Below are 18,753 nucleotides of genomic sequence, written 5' to 3' on the forward strand. Positions count from 1 at the left end.
GCCCAAGCCGGCGCCCAAGCCCGAACCCAAGCCGGCGCCCAAGCCCGATACCCGCTCGGACGACGGCGCGCGGGCCCTGGCCCTGCTGGAAGGACGTCAGGCGCCAGCCGCGTCGGCGCCCGCGCCCAAGCCGGCCGCGAAGGGCAATTTCGTATTGCAGATCGCCTCCTACACCGCGTCCGAGGACGCCCAGTCGCGGCGCAGCAAGCTGCACCAGGCCGGGGTGACCAACGCATTCGTCGAACAGGCCACCGTCAATGGCCAGAAGCAGTATCGTCTGCGGGTGGGGCCGTTCCCCTCGCGCGAGGCGGCGCAGGCGGCCCAGGCGCGGTTGCGCACCCTGGGCTATGACAATGGTTTCATCGCCGCCCAATAGTGACCGGTTTCGACTTCGTCGTGCTGGCCATCCTGGCGGTTTCGGGTGTGCTGGGCCTGGTGCGCGGCCTGCTCAAAGAGGTGCTGTCGCTGGTCGCCTATCTGCTGGCCTTCGTGGCCGCGATATGGTGGGGCCCCACGGTCTATGCCTGGCTGGAGCCCTATATTGAAACGACGCTGCTGCGCATGGGAGTTTCGTACGCCGCGGTGTTCATCATCGTGCTGCTCGGCGTGGGGTTGGTCAACATGACGCTTGCTGCCTTGATCCGCAGCACCGGACTGAGTCCCGCCGACCACGGACTGGGCGGGATGTTCGGGCTGGCCCGTGGCCTGCTGATCGTGCTGGCGCTGGTCGCCGCCGCAGGCTACACGCCGTTGCCGCAAGAGCCGTGGTGGAAGGACGCCATGTTTTCGCATTCGGCCATCGAGGCCATCAAACATATCAAGACGTGGCTGCCGCCGTCCCTGGCGACGTGGCTGCCGTATTGATTAGCTTTAAATCAACCAGGAAATCTCACCATGTGTGGAATCGTAGGGGTCATCGGGCGCGGGCCGGTCAACCAGCTGCTCTATGACAGCTTGCTGCTGTTGCAGCATCGCGGGCAGGACGCCGCGGGCATCGCGACATCGCAAGGCAACCAATTCAATATGTACAAGGCGCACGGCCTGGTGCGCGACGTCTTCCGTACGCGCAACATGCGCTCGCTGCCGGGTACGTCTGGCGTCGGCCAGGTCCGCTATCCCACCGCGGGCTCCAGCGCCAGCGAGGAAGAGGCCCAGCCGTTCTACGTCAACGCGCCGTTCGGCATCATGTTCGCCCACAACGGCAACCTGACCAACTGGCGTGAACTGCGCGAATCGCTCTACCGCGTCGACCGCCGCCATATCAACACCAACTCCGATTCCGAAGTCCTGCTGAACGTTCTGGCGCACGAGCTGCAATCGTCGGCCAACGGCGTGTCGCTGGATGACGACGCCATCTTCCGCGCCGTGTCGGCCCTGCACAAGCGCGTGCGCGGCGCCTACGCCGTGGTGGCGCAAATCTCCGGCTACGGCCTGCTGGCCTTCCGCGATCCCAACGGCATCCGTCCGCTGTGCATCGGCCGCCAGGAAACCGAAGAGGGCGTCGAATGGATGGTGGCCTCGGAATCCGTGGCGCTGGAAGGTAGCGGCTTCGCCTTCGTGCGCGACGTCGAGCCCGGCGAAGCCGTGTTCGTCGACCTGGACGGCCGTTTCGTCAGCCGCCAATGCGCCGACAATCCGCAGCTGGTGCCCTGCATTTTCGAATACGTGTACTTCGCGCGCCCGGATTCGCTGATCGACGGCGTGTCGGTCTATGACGCCCGCCTGCGCATGGGCGAGTACCTGGCCGACAAGGTGGCGCGCAACATGCGCCTGGGCGACATCGACGTCGTCATGCCGATTCCGGATTCCTCGCGCCCCGCCGCCATGCAGCTGGCCGCCCGCCTGAACCTGGATTACCGCGAAGGCCTGATCAAGAACCGCTACGTGGGCCGCACCTTCATCATGCCGGGCCAGGCCGTGCGCCGCAAATCGGTGCGCCAGAAGCTCAATGCCATCGGCATGGAGTTCAAGGGCAAGAACGTGCTGCTGGTGGACGACTCCATCGTGCGTGGCACCACCAGCCGCGAAATCGTGGACATGGCCCGTGCTGCCGGCGCCAACAAGGTCTATTTCGCCTCGGCTGCGCCTCCGGTCCGCTTCCCGAACGTTTACGGCATCGACATGCCCACGCAGAGCGAACTGATCGCCACCGGCCGCAGCGACGAGGAAATCGCTCGCGCGATCGGCGCCGATTCGCTGATCTACCAGGACCTGCATGACATGCAGCAGGCGGTGCGGGACATCAATCCCAAACTGTCGCGCTTCGAGGCTTCGTGCTTTGATGGCGAGTACGTCACGGGCGACATCACCGCCGAGTACTTGGCCCGCCTGGGCCAATCCCGCGCCGAACCCGGCGAGGAAGGCGGCGCCAGCGGCCTGCAGTTCAACATGGGTTACGCCGCCAGCGACGCCTGACCGCGGCACCCGGGTTCGCTGTAGTGAAAATGCCGTCCCTGAGGACGGCATTTTTTTGCCTGGGAGTGTCCGCACACCCCATCCCGTGGAGGAGGGGGCGCGGAGTCATCCCAGGTCAGGGGGCGGGCGTGGCGTCTGCCATCTTGGGTTGGCGCAGACTCCGGACGAAGTTGATGAACTTCCAGACGATCACCAGTCCGATGACGCCGAGGAGGGTGGCGCTGATCGGCCGCGTCACGAAGACGTCGAACGACCCTCGGCTCAGCAGCATTGCGCGGCGGAAATTCTCTTCGAGCATGGGGCCCAGAATGAATCCCAGCATCAGCGGCGCAGCGCCCATGCCCAGCCGCAGGAAGGCGTAGCCGATCAGACCGAACACCGCGGTGATGTAAATGTCATCGAGGCTGTTGTTGATGCTGAACGTGCCGACGATGCAGAAGAACAGGATCGACGGAAACAATACCGTATAGGGAATCTTGAACACGGAGAGCCAGTAGCGCACCAGCGGCACGTTCAGGATCAGCAGGAAGCAGTTGCCGACCCACATGCTGGCCACCAGGCCCCAGAACAGGTCCGGGTGGGTGCCTATCATGTTGGGACCGGGCTGGACCCCCTTGATGATGAAGGCGGCCAGCATCAGGGCCATCACCGCATTCTCGGGAATACCGATGGCCATCAGCGGAATGAAGCTGGTACGGGCGGCGGCTTCGTCAGCGGCAGCCTGGCCGGCCACGCCTTCGATCGCGCCGTTGCCCATCTCATGCTTGTACTTGCTGAAACGCTTGTCGGCCGCGTACGCAGCAAACTGCGCAATCGTGGGACCGCCGCCGGGCAGAATACCCAAGGCCGCGCCGATTGCGCTGCCGCGCAGGGCGCTGGGAATGATCCGCTTGAATTCCGCCCAGGTCGGCATGAGTTTGATCTTGCCGTTGAATGGGGTGAGTTCGTTGCGGTTATCCAGGTTCTTGACGATTTCCGCGATGCCGAAGCAACCCAGCGCAATGCTGATCAGGCCGATTCCGTCCTGCAGGAAGGCGAAATCCATGGTGTAGCGCGCAGTGCCGCTATTGACGTCCGTGCCGATCGACGCCAGCAGAACGCCGACGATCGCCATCGCCAGGCCAGTCAGCATGTTGCCGCTGCTGACGAAACTGACGCAGAAGAAGCCCATCAGCATCAGCGCGGTGTAGTCCGCCGGGCCGAACAGGAAGGCGGCTTCGCCCAGTATCGGCGTCATGGTGGACAGCACCACGATGGCCACCGTGCCCCCGATGAAACTGGAGACGCCTGCCGTGAACAGGGCCAGGCCGGTCTTGCCGTTGAGGTTCATCTGATAACCGTCTATGCAAGCGACGATACTGCTTGCGTGCGGAATCTTCATGGTAATGGCGCTGACACTGTCGCCATACTGCGCGCCATAATAAATGCCGGCCAGCATGATCAGCGCGCCGCCCGTGGGAATGGAATAGGTCAGCGGCAGCAGCAGGCTGATGGTGGAAAGCGGGCCCAATCCGGGCAGCAGTCCGACCAGGGTGCCGATAACGCAGCCCATCGCGCAATAAAGCAGGTTTTGCCAGGTCAAGGCATGCTCGAAACCGAGCATCAGGTTATTTATGATTTCCATCGCGCACTCGCGTCAGAGTAAGGGCAGGTTAAGGCCGAGAAAGCTCTTGAATGCAAAAGCCACGGCAATCAGCCCTCCTGATATTTTCAGGTTTCGCAGAGTTGAATATGAGGTGGCGGCCAGCGAGGCGCAGAAGACCAGGAATATGATGCCGGCGATCATGTTGATCGCGCCGGATATGGCGGCGCAGCCCACCAAGCTCAGCATGATGATGGAAATATTCTTGATGCTGTGGCTCATCGGAACTGGTTCTGTGAAGAACGAGGTTATTGTCGTGATCACGCCAATAATAAACAGCGCCGAACTTGCCATCAGCGGAAAGAGACCCGGTCCGCCTCGGGAAAAAGTTCCAACCTGATATTTGAGTGCAGTAACTCCGAAAACCAGGGCGAACGCCATCATGAAGACGCCCCGGACAAAATTCTGGTTATTCATATGCCTATGAAAACCCCTCTCCACATTTATATTGCTGCTGCTTTCTTGAAGCACCATGCTCTCCTTGTTATTAGGCTTGCGCTTACAAGGAGCTGTAAATTTCTATCCCCTTACAAACGCCTGAGAGAGTCTAATAACGGCCACTTTCAGTCCGCTTTCGCTTGCAGACGATAAATTTGGAATTTCATGCTCGCAAACCCTAGGGGCGTAGAAAATCCTCGCAGATGAATAAAAATATTCAGCTATCGTTAAGAATAAAGTCAGGGAATTTTAAGAAAACAGTCAGAATGAATTCAGATTTTATTCAGAATTCATTCAGGAATTGGATTCAATCGATGGTCGGAAATTAATCTTCTTGTGAAGACCGGCCCGCGGCCGTTGCGGTCGTTTCCGACTTTGGATTCCACAAGGATTGCCGCGTTGCTTCCAGGTGCGTCAGATACAGCCGCAGATCGAACTCATACTGGTGGTAATGCGGCTCCATGCGCAGGCACATGTTGTAGAAGGCCTTGTTGTGGTCCTTCTCCTTCAGGTGGGCCAGCTCATGCACCGTGATCATCTTGAGGAACTCGGCCGGCACCGCCTTGAATAGCGTCGCCACCCGGATTTCATGTTTGGCCCGCAGCTTGCCGCCCTGCACGCGCGAGATATAGGTGTGCTGGCCCAGCGCGTGCTGGATCACATGGATTTTGCTGTCGAAGGCGACTTTATTGATCTGGTCGCCGTTGCGCATATGGGCGTTCTTCAACTCCGTCACGTACTGATAAAGCGCCCGGTCGTTGCGGACGTCGTGCGGGCCGGCGGGGTAGCGCGCCAGCAACGCCGCGCCCAGCTTGCCTTGGTCGAGCAGCTTCTGGGTCTGGGCGAGCAGGGATTCCGGGTATCCGGTCAGGTATTTCAGGGTGGACATGATCAAGGCGGGAGCGGCGGCGGGGCGCGGCCAGGCTTCCTGGAATCTGGCCGCCGCCCGCGAGGCTGCGGGCGGCATCGGGATGGGGCAGTTACTGCGAACCGCCGCGCCGGAACACGACAGGCAGCGCCATGAAGAAAATGACGACGAAGAGCGCCAGGCTCCACAGCGCGTACTCGATGCCCAGCACCGGCACCTTGGCGTCCATGCAGGTGGCAAAGATGCCGAACAGCCACGGCACGGCGCTTTCCAGGCCGATGCCGGTCATGAAGCGGTCGGCGAAGGTCTGGTCGCAGGACAGCATGTTGGCGGCCACGCTGTACTGGTACCAGGCGGCGGCAATGCCGCTCAGGGACAGCAGCGCGGTGAGGGCGCCGCACAGGCGCGTCAGGGCGCGTCCGCCGCCGAATCCGCCGACCAGCGCGATGGCGCCGATCACCAGGTAGATCAGGCGCTGCATGACGCACCAGGCGCAGGGCGGCATGTCGAAGACGTGCTGGGAAACAAGGGCGAGGCCGACGGCGCCAAAGCAAAAAAGGGCGATCAGGCGGAGCAGGCGTTCTGAGCGAGAGGTCATTGTTGCGCGGTAAGGGTTGGATAGGGGCCGGGCGTTGTACCCGGTCAGGCTTAGGCCTTGGGAATCGGAATTGGTTGCATCACCTGCTGCAGCACGCCCAGCAGCAGTTCGCGCGAACCTTCCCAGAAGATCTGCACGCCCAGGCACAGCATGATGAAGGCCGACAGGCGCATGAACACGGCCGTGCCATTGTCGCCCAGGCGGTGCAGCATCTGCGCGGCAAAGCGCAGGCAGATGTAGAGCGTCACCGACACCGCGATGATGCCCGGGATGGAGCCGCCCAGGCGTACCAGACTCAGCACGTGGTTCTGGTCGCGTAGCGACACCCCCACGGTAATGGCCGCGGCGATAGAGCCTGGGCCGCAACTGATGGGAAAGGTCAGGGGATAGAACGCCCGGGCCTTGGCCATTTCGGGGGTGAAGGACTCCGCCATGCGCGCTACGCGTTCGGTGTCGGCGTCGGGCGAATTCACCAGCCGCCAGGCGCTGGCGATCACCAGCATGCCGCCGCCGACCCGCACGATGGACAGGGAGATGCCGAAGAAACTGAGCAGCACGTTGCCCGCCACCATCGCGACGACCAGCATCAGGCAGACGTTGATGGCAACGCGCTTGGCCAGCACCATCCGGGTGGATGAGGACGCGCCTTCGGTCAGCGACAGGAAAATCGGCGCGATCGCGGGCGGGTTCAGGAACGGCAATAGGGTGGCCAGCGCGAAAAAGAAGCTGGTACCGAAAACGCGCAGATAATCGTTTAGCTCCATGGGGAGGGCATCGCCTGGCCGAAAACCGGGATTGTATGCGGTCCCGGCGGCGCTGGCGATGTCGCGATCCGCCTGCTCAGGCGGCGCGCTGCTGGACTTCTTCGCCCGCCAGCGCGTCCAGGATGTCGCGCTCGAACTGCATCTGGCTGCGCGGGCGCGCCAGCGTCGGTCCATCCACGATGAACACGTCCTCGACGCGGTCGCCCAAGGTCATGATCTTGGCCATCAGCAGGTTCACCTCGTGGCGGGCGAAGACGCGCGCCAGGGCGTGCAGCAGGCCGGGGCGGTCGGTGGCTGTCACCGACAGGCGCCAGGAGGTGCTGCGCTCGTCGGGCTGCAGTTCGGCCTGCGGCATGACCGGGAACACGCGCGATACGCGCGACTGGCGGCCGCGGCCATAGTAGCCGCCGCGGGCGGGTTGCTGCTGCGCGGCGGCGTGCGGGTCTTTCAGGCGTTCGGCGAGTTCATGCTCGACCAGGGTGGCCTGGGCGCGCAGGTCGCTGGCGCCTTCCGGCAGCAGCACGATGAAGCTGTCCAGCGCCCAGCCGTGGCGCGTGGTGTGGATGCGGGCATCTTGAATCGAGAGCGATTTGGCGTCGAAGTAGCCGCAGATGGCCACGAACAGGTCGGGCGCATCGCGCGTGTACACCATGATCTGCAGGCCTTCCCCTTGTTCGGTGGGGCGGGCCTTGACGACCGCCTGCGCCGGCGCGACCTGGTGGTACAGGTGGCGCGTGTGCCAGGCGATGTCCGAGGCGTCGTGGCGCAGGAAATACGCGACGTCGAGCTGGTTCCAGAAGGCTTCGCGGGCGTCGTCGCGCAATCCGGCCAGGCGGGTGAGGCGGGCGGCCTCTTCCTTGCGTTCGGTCAGGACGGTGTGGGCGTCGGCATGGGCGCCGCCCAGCGCGGCCAGCGTCAGCTTGTACAGGTCTTCCAGCAGCTTGCCCTTCCAGGCGTTCCAGACCTTGGGGCTGGTGCCGCGGATATCGGCCACCGTCAGCAGGTACAGGGCGGTCAGGTGGCGCTCGTCCTTGACGGTGGCGGCGAAGTCCTGCACCACGGCCGGGTCGGACAGGTCGCGCTTCTGCGCCACGGCCGACATCAGCAGGTGCTGGCGCACCAGGAATTCGACCAGCTTCGTGTCCTCGGGCTCCATGCCGTGGTCTTGCGCGAACTTGCGCACCTCGCGCGCGCCCAGTTCGGAATGGTCGCCGCCGCGGCCCTTGGCGATGTCGTGGAACAGCGCCGCTACGTACAGCAGCCAGTGCCGGTCCAGGCCGGCGATCAGCTGGCTGGCCAGAGGATACTCCTGGGCGTGTTCCGGCATGGTGAAGCGGCGCAGGTTGCGCACCACCGCCAGCGTGTGCTGATCCACCGTGTAGGCGTGGAACAGGTCATGCTGCATCTGGCCGACGATGCGGCGGAACACCGGCAGGTAGCGCGGCAGGATGTTGAGCATGGTCATGCGCCGCAGCTCGTGCACGATGCCGCGCGGCTGCTGCAGGATCTGCAGGAACAGCTTGCGGTTGACCGGGTTGCGGCGGAATTGCGCATCGATGCGGTGGCGCGAATGCCAGATGGCGCGCAGCGTCCGCGCCGACATGCCGGTCAGTTCCGGATGCTGCTGCATTACCAGGAAAGCGCGCAGCAGCAGAGTGGGATTGCGCTCGAAGCCGTCATCGCGAATGATGTCCAGGCGGTCGCGCAGATTGCGGAAATCGTCGTCGATATCGCGCGCGTCGCTGTCCGGGCGCGGGAACAGGCGCTCTTCGATGTTCTGCACCAGGATGCCGTTCAACTGCGTCACCAGCCGGGCGGCCCAGTAGTAGCGCTGCATCAGCAGTTCGCTGCCGCGGCGGGTGGCGGTGGCGTGGATGCCGTAGACCTCGGCCAAGGCCGGCTGCAGGTCGAACAGCACGCGGTCTTCGCGTCGGTTCGCCAACAGGTGCAATTCGATGCGCAGGCGCTTGAAGGCCTGTTCCGCCTTGCGCAGGTCACGCGCCTCGGACGAGGTCAGCAGGCCGGCCTGCGCCACGGAACGCCAGCTATTGCCGAAGCCAGCCGCGCGCGCCATCCACAGGATGACCTGCAGGTCGCGCAGGCCGCCGGGAGATTCCTTGCAGTTCGGTTCCAGCGCGTAGGGGGTGTCGTGGTAGCGCGCGTGGCGCTGCTGCATTTCGACCCGCTTGGCGCGGAAGAATGCGCGCGGGTCCAGGCGGGACTTGGTCGCGGCTTCGAATTGCTTCATCAAGGTGCGGCTGCCGGCCAGCCAGCGGGACTCCAGCAAGGCCGTTTCCACCGTGATGTCGGCGTCGGCCTCGCGTTCGCAGTCCTCGATGGTGCGCACGCTGTGGCCGGGTTCCAGGCCCAGGTCCCAGAGCGAAGCCACCAGCTTCTCGATGGCCGACTCGTCGTCGGGCGTGGGGACATGCGGCAGCAGAATCAGCAGGTCGACGTCCGAGTGCGGGTAAAGCTCGCCCCGGCCGTAGCCGCCCACGGCCGCCAGCGTGGCGCCGGCAGGCAGCGGGCAATGCTTGACCAGGTCGCGCAGCGCGGCGTCGACGATGCGGCGCTGTTCGGACAGCAGGGTGTCCGGCCGCAAGTGCGTGCGGAACTCCGCCACCGCGGTCCGCCGGGCTTCCTGGATGCGTTCGCGCAGGGCGCTGAGGGATGCGGCGGTCATGGTGGCTGGGGCTGGCGCGTTAGACGGTGGGGATAACGAGGGGTTCGGTGATGAAGGCCGGCGGTTGGGGCATGCCTGGCGAAAGGGTCAGGACTTCGTAGCCGGTTTCGGTGACACAGACAGCATGCTCCCATTGCGCCGACAGGCTGTGGTCGCGGGTGACGACCGTCCAGCCGTCGGACAACTGGCGGATCTCGCGGCGCCCGGCGTTGATCATGGGCTCGATGGTGAACAGCATGCCCGTCGTCAGCTTCACGCCGCTGCCCGGTTTGCCGTAGTGCAGCACCTGCGGGTCTTCATGGAAGCGCTGGCCGATGCCGTGGCCGCAGAATTCGCGCACCACCGAAAAGCCGTTGGCCTCGGCATGCTTCTGGATCGCGTTGCCCACGTCACCCAAGGTGGCCCCGTTTTTTACCTGCTGGATGCCTTTCCACATGCATTCGAAGGTGATTTCGGTCAGGCGGCGCGACAATATGGACTGCTCGCCCACCGCGTACATGCGGCTGGTGTCGCCGAACCAGCCATCCTTGATGATGGTGACGTCGATGTTCAGCGAGTCGCCGTTTTTCAGCACCTTGTCGCCCGGGATGCCGTGACAGACCTGGTGGTTGACCGAAGTACAGATCGCGCCGGGGAAGGGCGGGTAGCCCGGGGGCGCATAGCCCACGGTGGCGGACTTCACGCCCAGCTCATCGGTCAGGTATTCCAGGCAGAGACGGTCCAGTTCGCCGGTGGTCACGCCAGGCTTGACGTGAGGGGTGATGAAATCGAGGACTTTGGCCGCGTCCTGGCAGGCGGCGCGCATCTTGGCCAGGTCGGCCTGATTGGTAATTGTGCCCATGGAGTAGCTTCGCGATGTCTCGCTTGAATGTCTGCTTGAAAGAATAGTAGAATTATAGGCTTCCCTAAAATTTTGGGGAGCAATCGGGTTACGGCAAAGGCTGAACCCGGCGGGTGTTGGCAGCGGCTAGCCGCAGGTCAGGCACACCCGGCAGGCACTAGCGGCGGTCCATTCATAGTGATCGGCGGCAGGCCCTGAAGTTTCACCGCAAGCGAAGGTTGTGGAGCGAAATCGGGCAGGTCGTGGATTTTACGAGCGGGACGCGTGCTGGAAGCAAGTCGGGTTGGGCGTGGCGGGCGGCGTGCGGATGCTGGCGCAAGCTGGGACGCGGCGTGCTTGTAAGCCCGGTCATGTTTTAGAGCGGCGATGCAGGCTCAGGGTCTGGACTCAGTATGGATGTCGGCTTAAGTTCTTGAAAACGTTCGCGTTTTCTTAAGAAATGCCCCGATGGTCTGATGCGCGGTCGAACTGAAGCCAGGGCGTAAAACCCCGCGCTTGAACGCGAAGAGCTGGATTTTCCAGAGCTGGATTTCGCCGCCAACAAAACAGGTCCGGGTGCGCTTTCGGGAAACCGCCGGAAACTTCCAGGAAACTCCTGGTGGGTCTGGACAAGCGCCTGCAAGCGTGCGGTGCAAGGCTCTTGGTCGTGGCGGCCGTCTGGGTTTATCGCGGCAGCGTAGTAGAAGGCGCCTCAGGCGTCGTAGTTATTGCGGCAGTGATCGGTCGGCCCGGTTAAAATTTAGTCATCCCGCATAGGCGGGAAATCGCGCGCAACACCACCCAGGGTGTCAGCCAGAGGCTGATGCAGGTGCGGCGCAAGAAATCAACCCTTGGAGAAAGTTATGTCTTTGATGCGCGAAATGCTGGAAGCGGGTGTCCACTTCGGTCACCAGACCCGCTACTGGAACCCCAAGATGGCTCAGTACATCTTCGGCCATCGCAACAAGATTCACATCATCAACCTCGAAAAGACGGTTGATAAGTACCAGGAAGCCACCAAGTTCGTGAAGCAGCTGGCTGCTCGCGGCGGCAACATCCTGTTCGTCGGCACCAAGCGCGCTGCTCGCGAGCTGGTCGCCACCGAAGCCGCCCGTTGCGGCATGCCCTTCGTCGACGCCCGCTGGCTCGGCGGCATGCTGACCAACTTCAAGACGGTCAAGACCTCGGTCAAGCGCCTGAAGGAAATGGAAGCCGTGGTTGCCGAAGGCGGCGCCGAGCGCATGATCAAGAAGGAAGGCCTGCTGTTCCAGCGCGAACTGGACAAGCTGAACAAGTCGATCGGCGGCATCAAGGACATGAACGGTCTGCCTGACGCCATTTTCGTGATCGACGTCGGCTACCACAAGATCGCCATCGCCGAAGCCAAGACGCTGGGCATCCCCGTGGTCGCCGTGGTTGACACCAACCACTCGCCCGACGGCATCGACTACGTCATCCCCGGCAACGACGACTCGGCCAAGGCCATCGCGCTGTACGCCAAGGGCATCGCCGACGCCGTGCTGGAAGGCCGCGAACAGAACCTGAACGGTCTGGTCGAAGAGCTGGGCGAAGGCCAGGAAGAGTTCGTCGAAGTGCAGGACAACCAGGCCTAAGCCTATTGTCATGTCCGGCGGTTAGCGTCTGGGAGCGGTTCCGAATGCGGGTCCGCTCCCGCCTCGCCGGCAATGCGAAGGTGGGCTCCCATCTTCCTGATCCGCTAGTCGCGGATGTCCCATCGAATCAAACCACTGTCCCGGCTTGCCGGGGCATGTTCTAGCAAATTGGAGCAAACATGGCTGAAATTACCGCTGCCCTGGTCAAGGAACTGCGCGAAAAGACCGACGCCCCCATGATGGAGTGCAAGAAGGCCTTGACGGAAGCCGAGGGCGACCTGGCCCGCGCCGAGGAAATCCTGCGCGTCAAGCTGGGCAACAAGGCCAGCAAGGCTGCCGCCCGCGTCACCGCTGAAGGCCTGATCGGTCTGTTCATCTCCGCCGACGCCAAGAAGGGCGCCGTCATCGAAATCAACTGCGAAACCGACTTCGTCGCCAAGAACGACGACTTCGTCGGCTTCGTGAACAAGCTGGCCGAGCTGGTCGCCACGCAGAACCCCGCCACGGTGGAAGTCCTGTCGGCGCTGCCCTACGGCGACGGCACGGTCGAAAGCACCCGCACCGCCCTGATCGGCAAGATCGGCGAAAACATCTCGATCCGCCGCTTCGAGCGCATCGAGACCCCGAACGCGCTGGCCAGCTACGTGCATGGCGGCAAGATCGGCGTGCTGGTCGAATACACCGGCGCGGAAGAAGTGGGCAAGGACCTGGCGATGCACATCGCCGCCACCAAGCCCAAGGCGCTGAACGCCGACGGCGTGAACCCCGCCGACATCGCCGCCGAGCGCTCGGTCGCCGAACAGAAGGCCGCCGAATCCGGCAAGCCGGCTGAAATCGTCGCCAAGATGGTCGAAGGTTCGGTCGCGAAGTTCCTGAAGGAAGTTACCCTGCTGTCGCAGCCGTTCGTCAAGAGCGACAAGCACAGCGTTGAGCAGATGCTCAAGGAAAAGGGCGCTTCGATCAGCAAGTTCGTGCTGTTCGTTGTCGGCGAAGGTATCGAGAAGAAGACCAGCGATTTCGCCGCTGAGGTCGCCGCCGCCGCCGCTGGCCGCGCCTGACCCCAGGGTAGTGCTTAAGGGCCGGCGCTAGATTAAATTCTAGTCCGGCCTATTTCTTGTCTTACACTTTCGTCGGATTGTTCCTCGGGATATCACCTATGAGCAGCAGAGCATACAAACGGGTTCTTCTCAAACTTTCCGGCGAGGCGCTGATGGGCGACGATGCATTCGGCATCAACCGCTCCACCATCGTCCGCATGACCGATGAGATCGCCGAAGTCGCCGCTACTGGCGTCGAACTGGCCATCGTCATCGGCGGAGGCAATATTTTCCGTGGCGTCGCCCCGGGTGCGCAGGGCATGGACCGCGCGACCGCCGACTACATGGGCATGATGGCCACCATCATGAACGCGCTTGCGCTGCAAGACGCGCTCAAGCACAAGGGTATCGACACCCGCGTACAATCGGCCCTGAACATCGATCAGGTCGTCGAGCCCTACATCCGCCCGAAGGCCCTGCGCTACCTCGAAGAGGGCAAGGTCGTCATCTTCGCGGCGGGCACCGGCAATCCCTTCTTCACCACGGACACGGCCGCTGCTTTGCGCGGCGCCGAGATCGGGGCGGAGATCGTGCTGAAGGCCACCAAGGTGGACGGCATCTACAGCGCCGATCCCAACAAGGATCCCACCGCCACGCGTTACGCGCGCATCAGCTTCGACGAAGCGATTGTCCGCCGTCTGGAAGTCATGGACGCCACCGCGTTCGCGCTGTGCCGTGACCAGAAACTGCCGATCAAAGTGTTTTCGATCAATAAGTCCGGTGCCCTCAAGCGGGTGGTCAGCGGCGAAGACGAAGGCACCTTGGTACACGTCTAAAGAAAAGGAAATTCCATGAGCGCCGCAGAAATCCGCAAATCCGCCGAAGCCAGGATGGCCAAGTCGCTTGACACGCTCAAGACCAACCTGGCCAAGATCCGCACGGGCCGCGCCCATACCGGCATCCTGGACCATGTGCAGGTCGAGTACTACGGTTCGCCCGTGCCGATCAGCCAAGTCGGCAACGTGAACCTCGTGGACGCCCGCACCATCAGCGTGCAACCCTACGAGAAGAGCATGGCCGCCGCCATTGAAAAGGCGATCCGCGAATCGGACCTGGGCCTGAATCCCATGTCGATGGGCGACACCATCCGCGTGCCGATGCCCGCCCTGACCGAAGAGCGCCGCCGCGATCTGACCAAGGTGGTCCGCAGCGAGGGCGAAGACGCCAAGGTGGCCGTGCGCAACCTGCGTCGCGAAGCCAACGAAGCGCTGAAGAAGCTGGTCAAGGACAAGGAAATCTCCGAGGACGACGAACGCCGTTCGCAGGATGACATCCAGAAGCTGACCGACCGTAGCGTGGCGGACATCGACAAGATGGTCACGCAGAAAGAAGCGGAAATCATGACCGTATAATTCCTGGATGCCTCCGGGGTGATTCGGCCTGTGGCCGTATCGCCCCGGGGACCAGGGTTTCCTGCCTGAGCGCCGTCCTGTCCATGGTTCCGCAGCATTGCTGCGCAGCGGTGGAACGACGGCGCAGGCTTTTCTTCCCGTATTTCCGATTTCGCCGCTTACCGCGCGCAGCCCCAGACCAATGGCAACCAGTTCGACCCAGGCGGTCCCCGCCACTCGCGACATTCCCGAGCACGTGGCCATCATCATGGATGGCAATGGCCGGTGGGCGACGAGGCGGCTGCTGCCGCGCACCGCGGGCCACGCCAAGGGCGTGCAGGCGGTGCGGCGCGTCGTCGAGGCCTGCGGCCGCGCAGGCGTGCGCTATCTGACCCTGTTCGCCTTCAGTTCCGAGAACTGGCGCCGTCCCGCCGAGGAAGTGTCGCTGCTGATGCGCCTGTTCGTGCAGGCCCTCGAGCGCGAGATCGGCAAGCTGGACGAGCAGGGCGTGCGCTTGCACGTCATTGGCGATCTGTCCGCCTTCGAGCCCCGCCTGCAAGAGCTCATTTTCGCTGCGCAGGAACGCACCGCCCATAACGACCGCCTGCACTTGACCGTTGCGGCCAACTATGGCGGACGCTGGGACATCCTGCAGGCCACCCGCGCCATGCTGGCCGCCGAGCCCGGCTTGGCCGCGCAGCCCCAGATGGTGGACGAGGAGCGCCTGTCCCGGCACCTGTCCATGGCCTGGGCCCCCGAGCCCGATCTGTTCATCCGCACTGGCGGCGAACAGCGCATTTCCAATTTCCTGATCTGGCAGATGGCTTACGCGGAGTTCTACTTCACGGATCGCTACTGGCCGGATTTCGGCGCCGCCGAGCTTGCGGCCGCCTTTGACTGGTACCGCACGCGCGAACGCCGCTTCGGCCGTACCAGCGCGCAACTCAGCGAAGACGGCGCGCAATAAACGGACGACCAGCGCGTCTTTCCAGGCTGTACACGAGGAGACCGTCATATGTTGGGCCAGCGTATCGTTACCGCTGTCGTTCTGTTGGCCGTTCTGGCTGCCGCGATGATCAGCGCGAACCCCTGGTGGTTCGTTGCCTTGTTGGCGCTGGCTGCCGCCTGCGCCAATTGGGAGTGGCTGCGCCTGACGCTGCCGCAACCGCCTTCCCCCCTTATTGCCGTCGGTGTCGCGGTCCTGCTGTTCGCAGGCATGCTGGCCTTGGCCTCGGCCTGGCTGGCAGGCGACAGCGCGGGGATCGCCGATCCCGCCTGGGTGCTGCGCTATCTGGTGCCGGCAGTGGCGGCGGTCTGGCTGTTCGGCGGTCTGGCCGCGGTGATACGCGGCCGCTCCGACGCCCCTCCCGCCAGCCTGGGCTGGTCGGTTTTCTCCGTGCCTGCCGCTTTCGCCGCCTGGGCCGTGCTGGCGCAGATGTTCGTGGCGCACGGCGCCGGTTTCGTGGTGTCGCTGCTGGCGCTGGTCTGGGTCGCCGATATCGCCGCATATTTTGCCGGCAGGGCGTTCGGCAAGCGTAAACTGGCGCCGCGGGTCAGTCCGGGCAAGACGATCGCGGGCGCGGTCGCCGGCGTCCTGGGCGCGGTGGTCTGGATCGGTCTTTCCAGCCTCTGGGAGGGCACTTACGGCCACGCGCTGGTCGAGCGCTGGTCCTTCTGGCTGGCCCTGCCCATCGCTGCGCTTCTGGGCGTGGTGTCGATCGTGGGAGACCTGTTCGAGTCGCTGCTCAAGCGGCGCGCCGGCCGCAAGGATTCCAGCACGCTGCTGCCCGGCCATGGCGGGGTCTATGACCGCATCGACGCGATTCTCCCGGTCGCGCCATTTGCGCTACTTTTGTCTGGAGTGTTGTTTTGACGGCTTTTCAACGCGTCGTCGTGCTGGGATCGACCGGTTCGATCGGTGAAAGCACGCTGGATGTGATCGCTCGCCACCCCGAGCGCTTGGCGGTTTATGCCTTGTCGGCGTACAGCCAGATGGCGCGCCTGGCGGAGCAGGCGCAGGCCAGCCGCGCGGCAGTCGTGGTGGTGCCGGACGCGGCGGCCCGCAAGAAGTTCATTGCCGCCTGGGCCGGCGGCCGGCCCATGCCGGAGATCCGGGTGGGCGCGCAGGCGCTGGCGGATACCGCCGCCGATCCCCAATGCGACTCGGTCATGGCGGCCATCGTGGGCGCCGCCGGACTGCCCGCCGCCCTGGCGGCCGCCCGCAGCGGCAAGCGCGTGCTGCTGGCCAACAAGGAAGCGCTGGTGGCGGCCGGCTCGCTCTTCATGCAGGCCATCCGCGATAACGGCGCCGAACTGCTTCCTATCGACAGCGAACATAACGCTATTTTCCAGTGCCTGCCTCATGGCGGGCGCGCCGTCGCGCCGCAAAGCCCCGCGCCTGGCGTGCGCCGCCTGCTGTTGACCGCTTCCGGCGGCCCTTTCCGCGGACGCGACCTGGAAGACCTGCACGAAGTCACTCCGGCCCAGGCCTGCGCCCACCCCAACTGGAGTATGGGCCGCAAGATTTCGGTGGATTCCGCCACCATGCTCAACAAGGGCCTCGAAGTGATCGAGGCGCATTGGCTGTTCGCCATGCCCGCCAGCCGCATCGAAGTGGTGGTCCACCCCCAGAGCGTGGTGCATTCCATGGTCGAGTACGACGACGGGTCCGTACTGGCGCAACTCGGCCAGCCCGACATGCGCACGCCCATCGCCTATGGCCTAGGCTTTCCCGAACGCCTGGACAGTGGCGTCGGCCCGCTGGATCTGACGCGCCTGGGACGGCTGGACTTCGAGAAGCCAGATCTGGCCCGTTTTCCGTGCCTGGCGCATTCTTTCGCGGCGCTGCGAGCCGGGCAGGGGGCTTGCGTGACCTTGAATGCGGCCAACGAGATCGCCGTAGAGGCGTTCCTGGGCGGTCGCCTGCCGTACACCTGGATTCCGCGGGTTATCGAGGCTTCCCTGGAGTGGCAGGCGCGGCAAGCATCTGTTACGCTCAACAGTCTTGACGACGTGCTCGCGCTTGACTCTGACGCGCGCGTCTTCGCGGGCAGCCTGGGCCTGGCCTGATGCAGGCCATCGTCGCCATCGTTCGCCGGCCTTTGATTTTCTAGATTTCTTCGACCCTGATGCTTTTCACCCTGTTGGCCTTTGCGGTTGCGCTTGGCTCCCTGATCATCTTCCATGAACTGGGGCACTATTGGGTGGCCCGCCTGTGCGGCGTGAAGGTATTGCGCTTTTCTGTGGGCTTCGGCAAGGTCATCCTGCGCCGCACCGACCGCCATGGCACGGAATGGGCTGTTTCGGCCTTGCCGCTGGGCGGCTACGTCAAGATGCAGGACGATCCTCCCGCTGGCGCGAGCCCGGCGGAAGTGGCAGGGGCTTTCAATAGCAAGCCTGTGGGCCAACGCATCGCCATTGTTGCTGCCGGCCCCATTTTCAACCTGATACTCGCGGTCTTCCTGTACGCCGGCCTAAATATGGCCGGCACCGAGGAGCCCGTGGCCGTCATCGCCCAGCCCGCCGCCGGCACGCCGGCCGCGCAGGCCGGCCTGCTCTCGGGCGACCACATCCTTGCCATCGACGGCGTAGAGGTTGCGTCCTGGTCCGATGCGCGCTGGCGCCTGATGGACGTCATGGCTACCGGCGGCAGCGCCCGGATCGAGGTCAAGACCCCCGCAGGCGCGGTGCAGCAGCGCGAGCTGGTGCTGCCGTCCAACACCATGGATCCGGCCGGCGGCGACCCGCTGGCCACGGCCGGAGTCCGGCTGGCCCAGCCCAAGCCCGCGGTTCGTGTCGTCAACGACGGGGGCGAAGGGCAGGCAGCCGGCTTGCGCGCAGGTGACCTGGTGCTCGCCGTGAACGGCGTACCCACGCCGGACACCGGGGCCCTGGTCCGGCAGATCCAGGAAAGCGCCGGCCAGACGCTGGCGCTTACGCTGGCGCGCGATGGCGCCAATATCTCGCTGAACGTCACGCCGCGCGCCGAGACCGTCAACGGCCAGCAGATCGGCCGGCTGGGAGTCCAGCTGGGCGGCGACATTCCCATGGTGACCGTGCGCTATGGCGTGGTCGAGAGCTTGTGGAAAGGTGCGGTCCGTACCTGGGACACAGCCTGGTTCTCCCTGCGCATGATGGGCCGCATGGTGACGGGCGACGTCTCCTGGCGCAATGTCAGCGGTCCCGTAACCATCGCGGATTACGCCGGCCAGACCGCCAGAATCGGAATTGTTGCGTATATCGCTTATATCGCCTTGATCAGCATCAGCCTGGGCGTACTAAATTTGCTGCCTATTCCCATGCTGGACGGTGGCCATCTGCTGTACTATCTCGTCGAAATTGTGCGGGGTAGCCCGCCGCCAGCAAGGTGGATCGATATCGGACAGCGCGCCGGCATAGGTTTATTGGCAAGCCTGATGGGGCTTGCGCTGTTCAATGATTTCACGCGTTTGTTCACTTGAACGCGATTTAGCATAAAATCCCCC

The 18,753-nt window shown here is 63.9% G+C and carries 18 protein-coding genes; 11 read left to right on the plus strand and 7 right to left on the minus strand.

The features are described 5' to 3' along the window. The 3 genes from WBB14_RS25010 to purF form a co-directional block, all read left to right on the plus strand. A partial coding sequence (locus WBB14_RS25010) for an SPOR domain-containing protein (protein WP_424242153.1) occupies window positions 1–376 on the plus strand: 376 nt, incomplete at its 5' end. Then, on the plus strand, window positions 376–864 hold the full coding sequence (locus tag WBB14_RS25015) for a CvpA family protein (RefSeq protein ID WP_424242154.1): 489 nt from the start codon (window positions 376–378) through the stop codon (window positions 862–864). The genes WBB14_RS25010 and WBB14_RS25015, both read left to right, overlap by 1 nt. Window positions 865–894: 30 nt before the next feature. Beyond that, on the plus strand, window positions 895–2,415 hold the full coding sequence (gene purF / locus WBB14_RS25020; RefSeq protein WP_424242155.1) for an amidophosphoribosyltransferase: 1,521 nt from the start codon (window positions 895–897) through the stop codon (window positions 2,413–2,415). A 115-nt stretch (window positions 2,416–2,530) separates the two neighbouring features. On the opposite strand, the gene WBB14_RS25025 is transcribed toward purF, so the two are convergent. The 7 genes from WBB14_RS25025 to map form a co-directional block, all read right to left on the minus strand. Next, window positions 2,531–4,039, minus strand: coding sequence for a tripartite tricarboxylate transporter permease (locus tag WBB14_RS25025; protein WP_424242156.1), 1,509 nt, complete (start codon window positions 4,037–4,039; stop codon window positions 2,531–2,533). 12 nt (window positions 4,040–4,051) lie between these two features. Next, the gene (locus tag WBB14_RS25030; RefSeq protein WP_424242189.1) at window positions 4,052–4,474 is read right to left on the minus strand and encodes a tripartite tricarboxylate transporter TctB family protein; all 423 of its coding nucleotides are present in this window, start codon (window positions 4,472–4,474) and stop codon (window positions 4,052–4,054) included. A 346-nt stretch (window positions 4,475–4,820) separates the two neighbouring features. Continuing rightward, complete coding sequence (locus WBB14_RS25035) at window positions 4,821–5,384, minus strand: M48 family metallopeptidase (RefSeq protein ID WP_424242157.1); 564 nt, start codon at window positions 5,382–5,384, stop codon at window positions 4,821–4,823. Between the two features lie 91 nt (window positions 5,385–5,475). Next, on the minus strand, window positions 5,476–5,961 hold the full coding sequence (locus WBB14_RS25040; protein WP_424242158.1) for a disulfide bond formation protein B: 486 nt from the start codon (window positions 5,959–5,961) through the stop codon (window positions 5,476–5,478). A gap of 50 nt (window positions 5,962–6,011) precedes the next feature. After that, window positions 6,012–6,725: a MarC family protein gene (locus WBB14_RS25045; protein WP_424242159.1), complete on the minus strand. Its 714-nt coding sequence runs from the start codon at window positions 6,723–6,725 to the stop codon at window positions 6,012–6,014. A 76-nt stretch (window positions 6,726–6,801) separates the two neighbouring features. Continuing rightward, window positions 6,802–9,408, minus strand: a complete 2,607-nt coding sequence (locus tag WBB14_RS25050) for a [protein-PII] uridylyltransferase (protein WP_424242160.1) — start codon at window positions 9,406–9,408, stop codon at window positions 6,802–6,804. A 19-nt stretch (window positions 9,409–9,427) separates the two neighbouring features. Next, window positions 9,428–10,249, minus strand: coding sequence for a type I methionyl aminopeptidase (gene map, locus WBB14_RS25055; RefSeq protein ID WP_424242161.1), 822 nt, complete (start codon window positions 10,247–10,249; stop codon window positions 9,428–9,430). Between the two features lie 842 nt (window positions 10,250–11,091). Between map and rpsB the strand changes: the two genes are divergently transcribed. The 8 genes from rpsB (at window position 11,092) to rseP (ending at window position 18,729) form a co-directional block, all read left to right on the plus strand. Beyond that, window positions 11,092–11,841, plus strand: a complete 750-nt coding sequence (rpsB, locus tag WBB14_RS25060; RefSeq protein ID WP_424242162.1) for a 30S ribosomal protein S2 — start codon at window positions 11,092–11,094, stop codon at window positions 11,839–11,841. A 179-nt stretch (window positions 11,842–12,020) separates the two neighbouring features. Continuing rightward, complete coding sequence (gene tsf / locus WBB14_RS25065; RefSeq protein ID WP_424242163.1) at window positions 12,021–12,899, plus strand: translation elongation factor Ts; 879 nt, start codon at window positions 12,021–12,023, stop codon at window positions 12,897–12,899. A 98-nt stretch (window positions 12,900–12,997) separates the two neighbouring features. Then, window positions 12,998–13,714 (plus strand): UMP kinase, encoded by a 717-nt coding sequence (pyrH, locus tag WBB14_RS25070; RefSeq protein ID WP_054425864.1) that lies wholly within the window; start codon window positions 12,998–13,000, stop codon window positions 13,712–13,714. Between the two features lie 15 nt (window positions 13,715–13,729). Continuing rightward, the gene (gene frr / locus WBB14_RS25075) at window positions 13,730–14,290 is read left to right on the plus strand and encodes a ribosome recycling factor (protein WP_424242164.1); all 561 of its coding nucleotides are present in this window, start codon (window positions 13,730–13,732) and stop codon (window positions 14,288–14,290) included. A 181-nt stretch (window positions 14,291–14,471) separates the two neighbouring features. Next, entirely contained in the window at window positions 14,472–15,236 is a 765-nt protein-coding gene (gene uppS / locus WBB14_RS25080; RefSeq protein WP_424242165.1) for a polyprenyl diphosphate synthase, read from the plus strand. A 48-nt stretch (window positions 15,237–15,284) separates the two neighbouring features. Then, entirely contained in the window at window positions 15,285–16,142 is an 858-nt protein-coding gene (locus WBB14_RS25085; RefSeq protein WP_424242166.1) for a phosphatidate cytidylyltransferase, read from the plus strand. Beyond that, on the plus strand, window positions 16,139–17,338 hold the full coding sequence (locus WBB14_RS25090; protein ID WP_424242167.1) for a 1-deoxy-D-xylulose-5-phosphate reductoisomerase: 1,200 nt from the start codon (window positions 16,139–16,141) through the stop codon (window positions 17,336–17,338). The genes WBB14_RS25085 and WBB14_RS25090 overlap by 4 nt, the downstream gene beginning before the upstream one ends. A gap of 59 nt (window positions 17,339–17,397) precedes the next feature. Further along, on the plus strand, window positions 17,398–18,729 hold the full coding sequence (gene rseP / locus WBB14_RS25095) for an RIP metalloprotease RseP (protein ID WP_424242168.1): 1,332 nt from the start codon (window positions 17,398–17,400) through the stop codon (window positions 18,727–18,729). The last annotated feature ends 24 nt before the right edge of the window (window positions 18,730–18,753 follow it).

Origin of the sequence: Achromobacter sp., from assembly GCF_049647645.1 — a bacterium.
Classification (GTDB): Bacteria; Pseudomonadota; Gammaproteobacteria; order Burkholderiales; family Burkholderiaceae_B; genus Achromobacter.

Coding starts and splice junctions, on each gene's coding strand:
- WBB14_RS25035 (WP_424242157.1), bottom strand. CDS start 5,384: ATGTCCACCCTGAAATACCTGACCGGATACCCGGAATCCCTGCTCGCC.
- map (WP_424242161.1), bottom strand. CDS start 10,249: ATGGGCACAATTACCAATCAGGCCGACCTGGCCAAGATGCGCGCCGCC.
- frr (WP_424242164.1), top strand. CDS start 13,730: ATGAGCGCCGCAGAAATCCGCAAATCCGCCGAAGCCAGGATGGCCAAG.
- pyrH (WP_054425864.1), top strand. CDS start 12,998: ATGAGCAGCAGAGCATACAAACGGGTTCTTCTCAAACTTTCCGGCGAG.
- rseP (WP_424242168.1), top strand. CDS start 17,398: ATGCTTTTCACCCTGTTGGCCTTTGCGGTTGCGCTTGGCTCCCTGATC.
- tsf (WP_424242163.1), top strand. CDS start 12,021: ATGGCTGAAATTACCGCTGCCCTGGTCAAGGAACTGCGCGAAAAGACC.
- WBB14_RS25045 (WP_424242159.1), bottom strand. CDS start 6,725: ATGGAGCTAAACGATTATCTGCGCGTTTTCGGTACCAGCTTCTTTTTC.
- rpsB (WP_424242162.1), top strand. CDS start 11,092: ATGTCTTTGATGCGCGAAATGCTGGAAGCGGGTGTCCACTTCGGTCAC.
- uppS (WP_424242165.1), top strand. CDS start 14,472: ATGGCAACCAGTTCGACCCAGGCGGTCCCCGCCACTCGCGACATTCCC.
- WBB14_RS25040 (WP_424242158.1), bottom strand. CDS start 5,961: ATGACCTCTCGCTCAGAACGCCTGCTCCGCCTGATCGCCCTTTTTTGC.
- WBB14_RS25085 (WP_424242166.1), top strand. CDS start 15,285: ATGTTGGGCCAGCGTATCGTTACCGCTGTCGTTCTGTTGGCCGTTCTG.
- purF (WP_424242155.1), top strand. CDS start 895: ATGTGTGGAATCGTAGGGGTCATCGGGCGCGGGCCGGTCAACCAGCTG.
- WBB14_RS25030 (WP_424242189.1), bottom strand. CDS start 4,474: ATGAATAACCAGAATTTTGTCCGGGGCGTCTTCATGATGGCGTTCGCC.
- WBB14_RS25050 (WP_424242160.1), bottom strand. CDS start 9,408: ATGACCGCCGCATCCCTCAGCGCCCTGCGCGAACGCATCCAGGAAGCC.
- WBB14_RS25025 (WP_424242156.1), bottom strand. CDS start 4,039: ATGGAAATCATAAATAACCTGATGCTCGGTTTCGAGCATGCCTTGACC.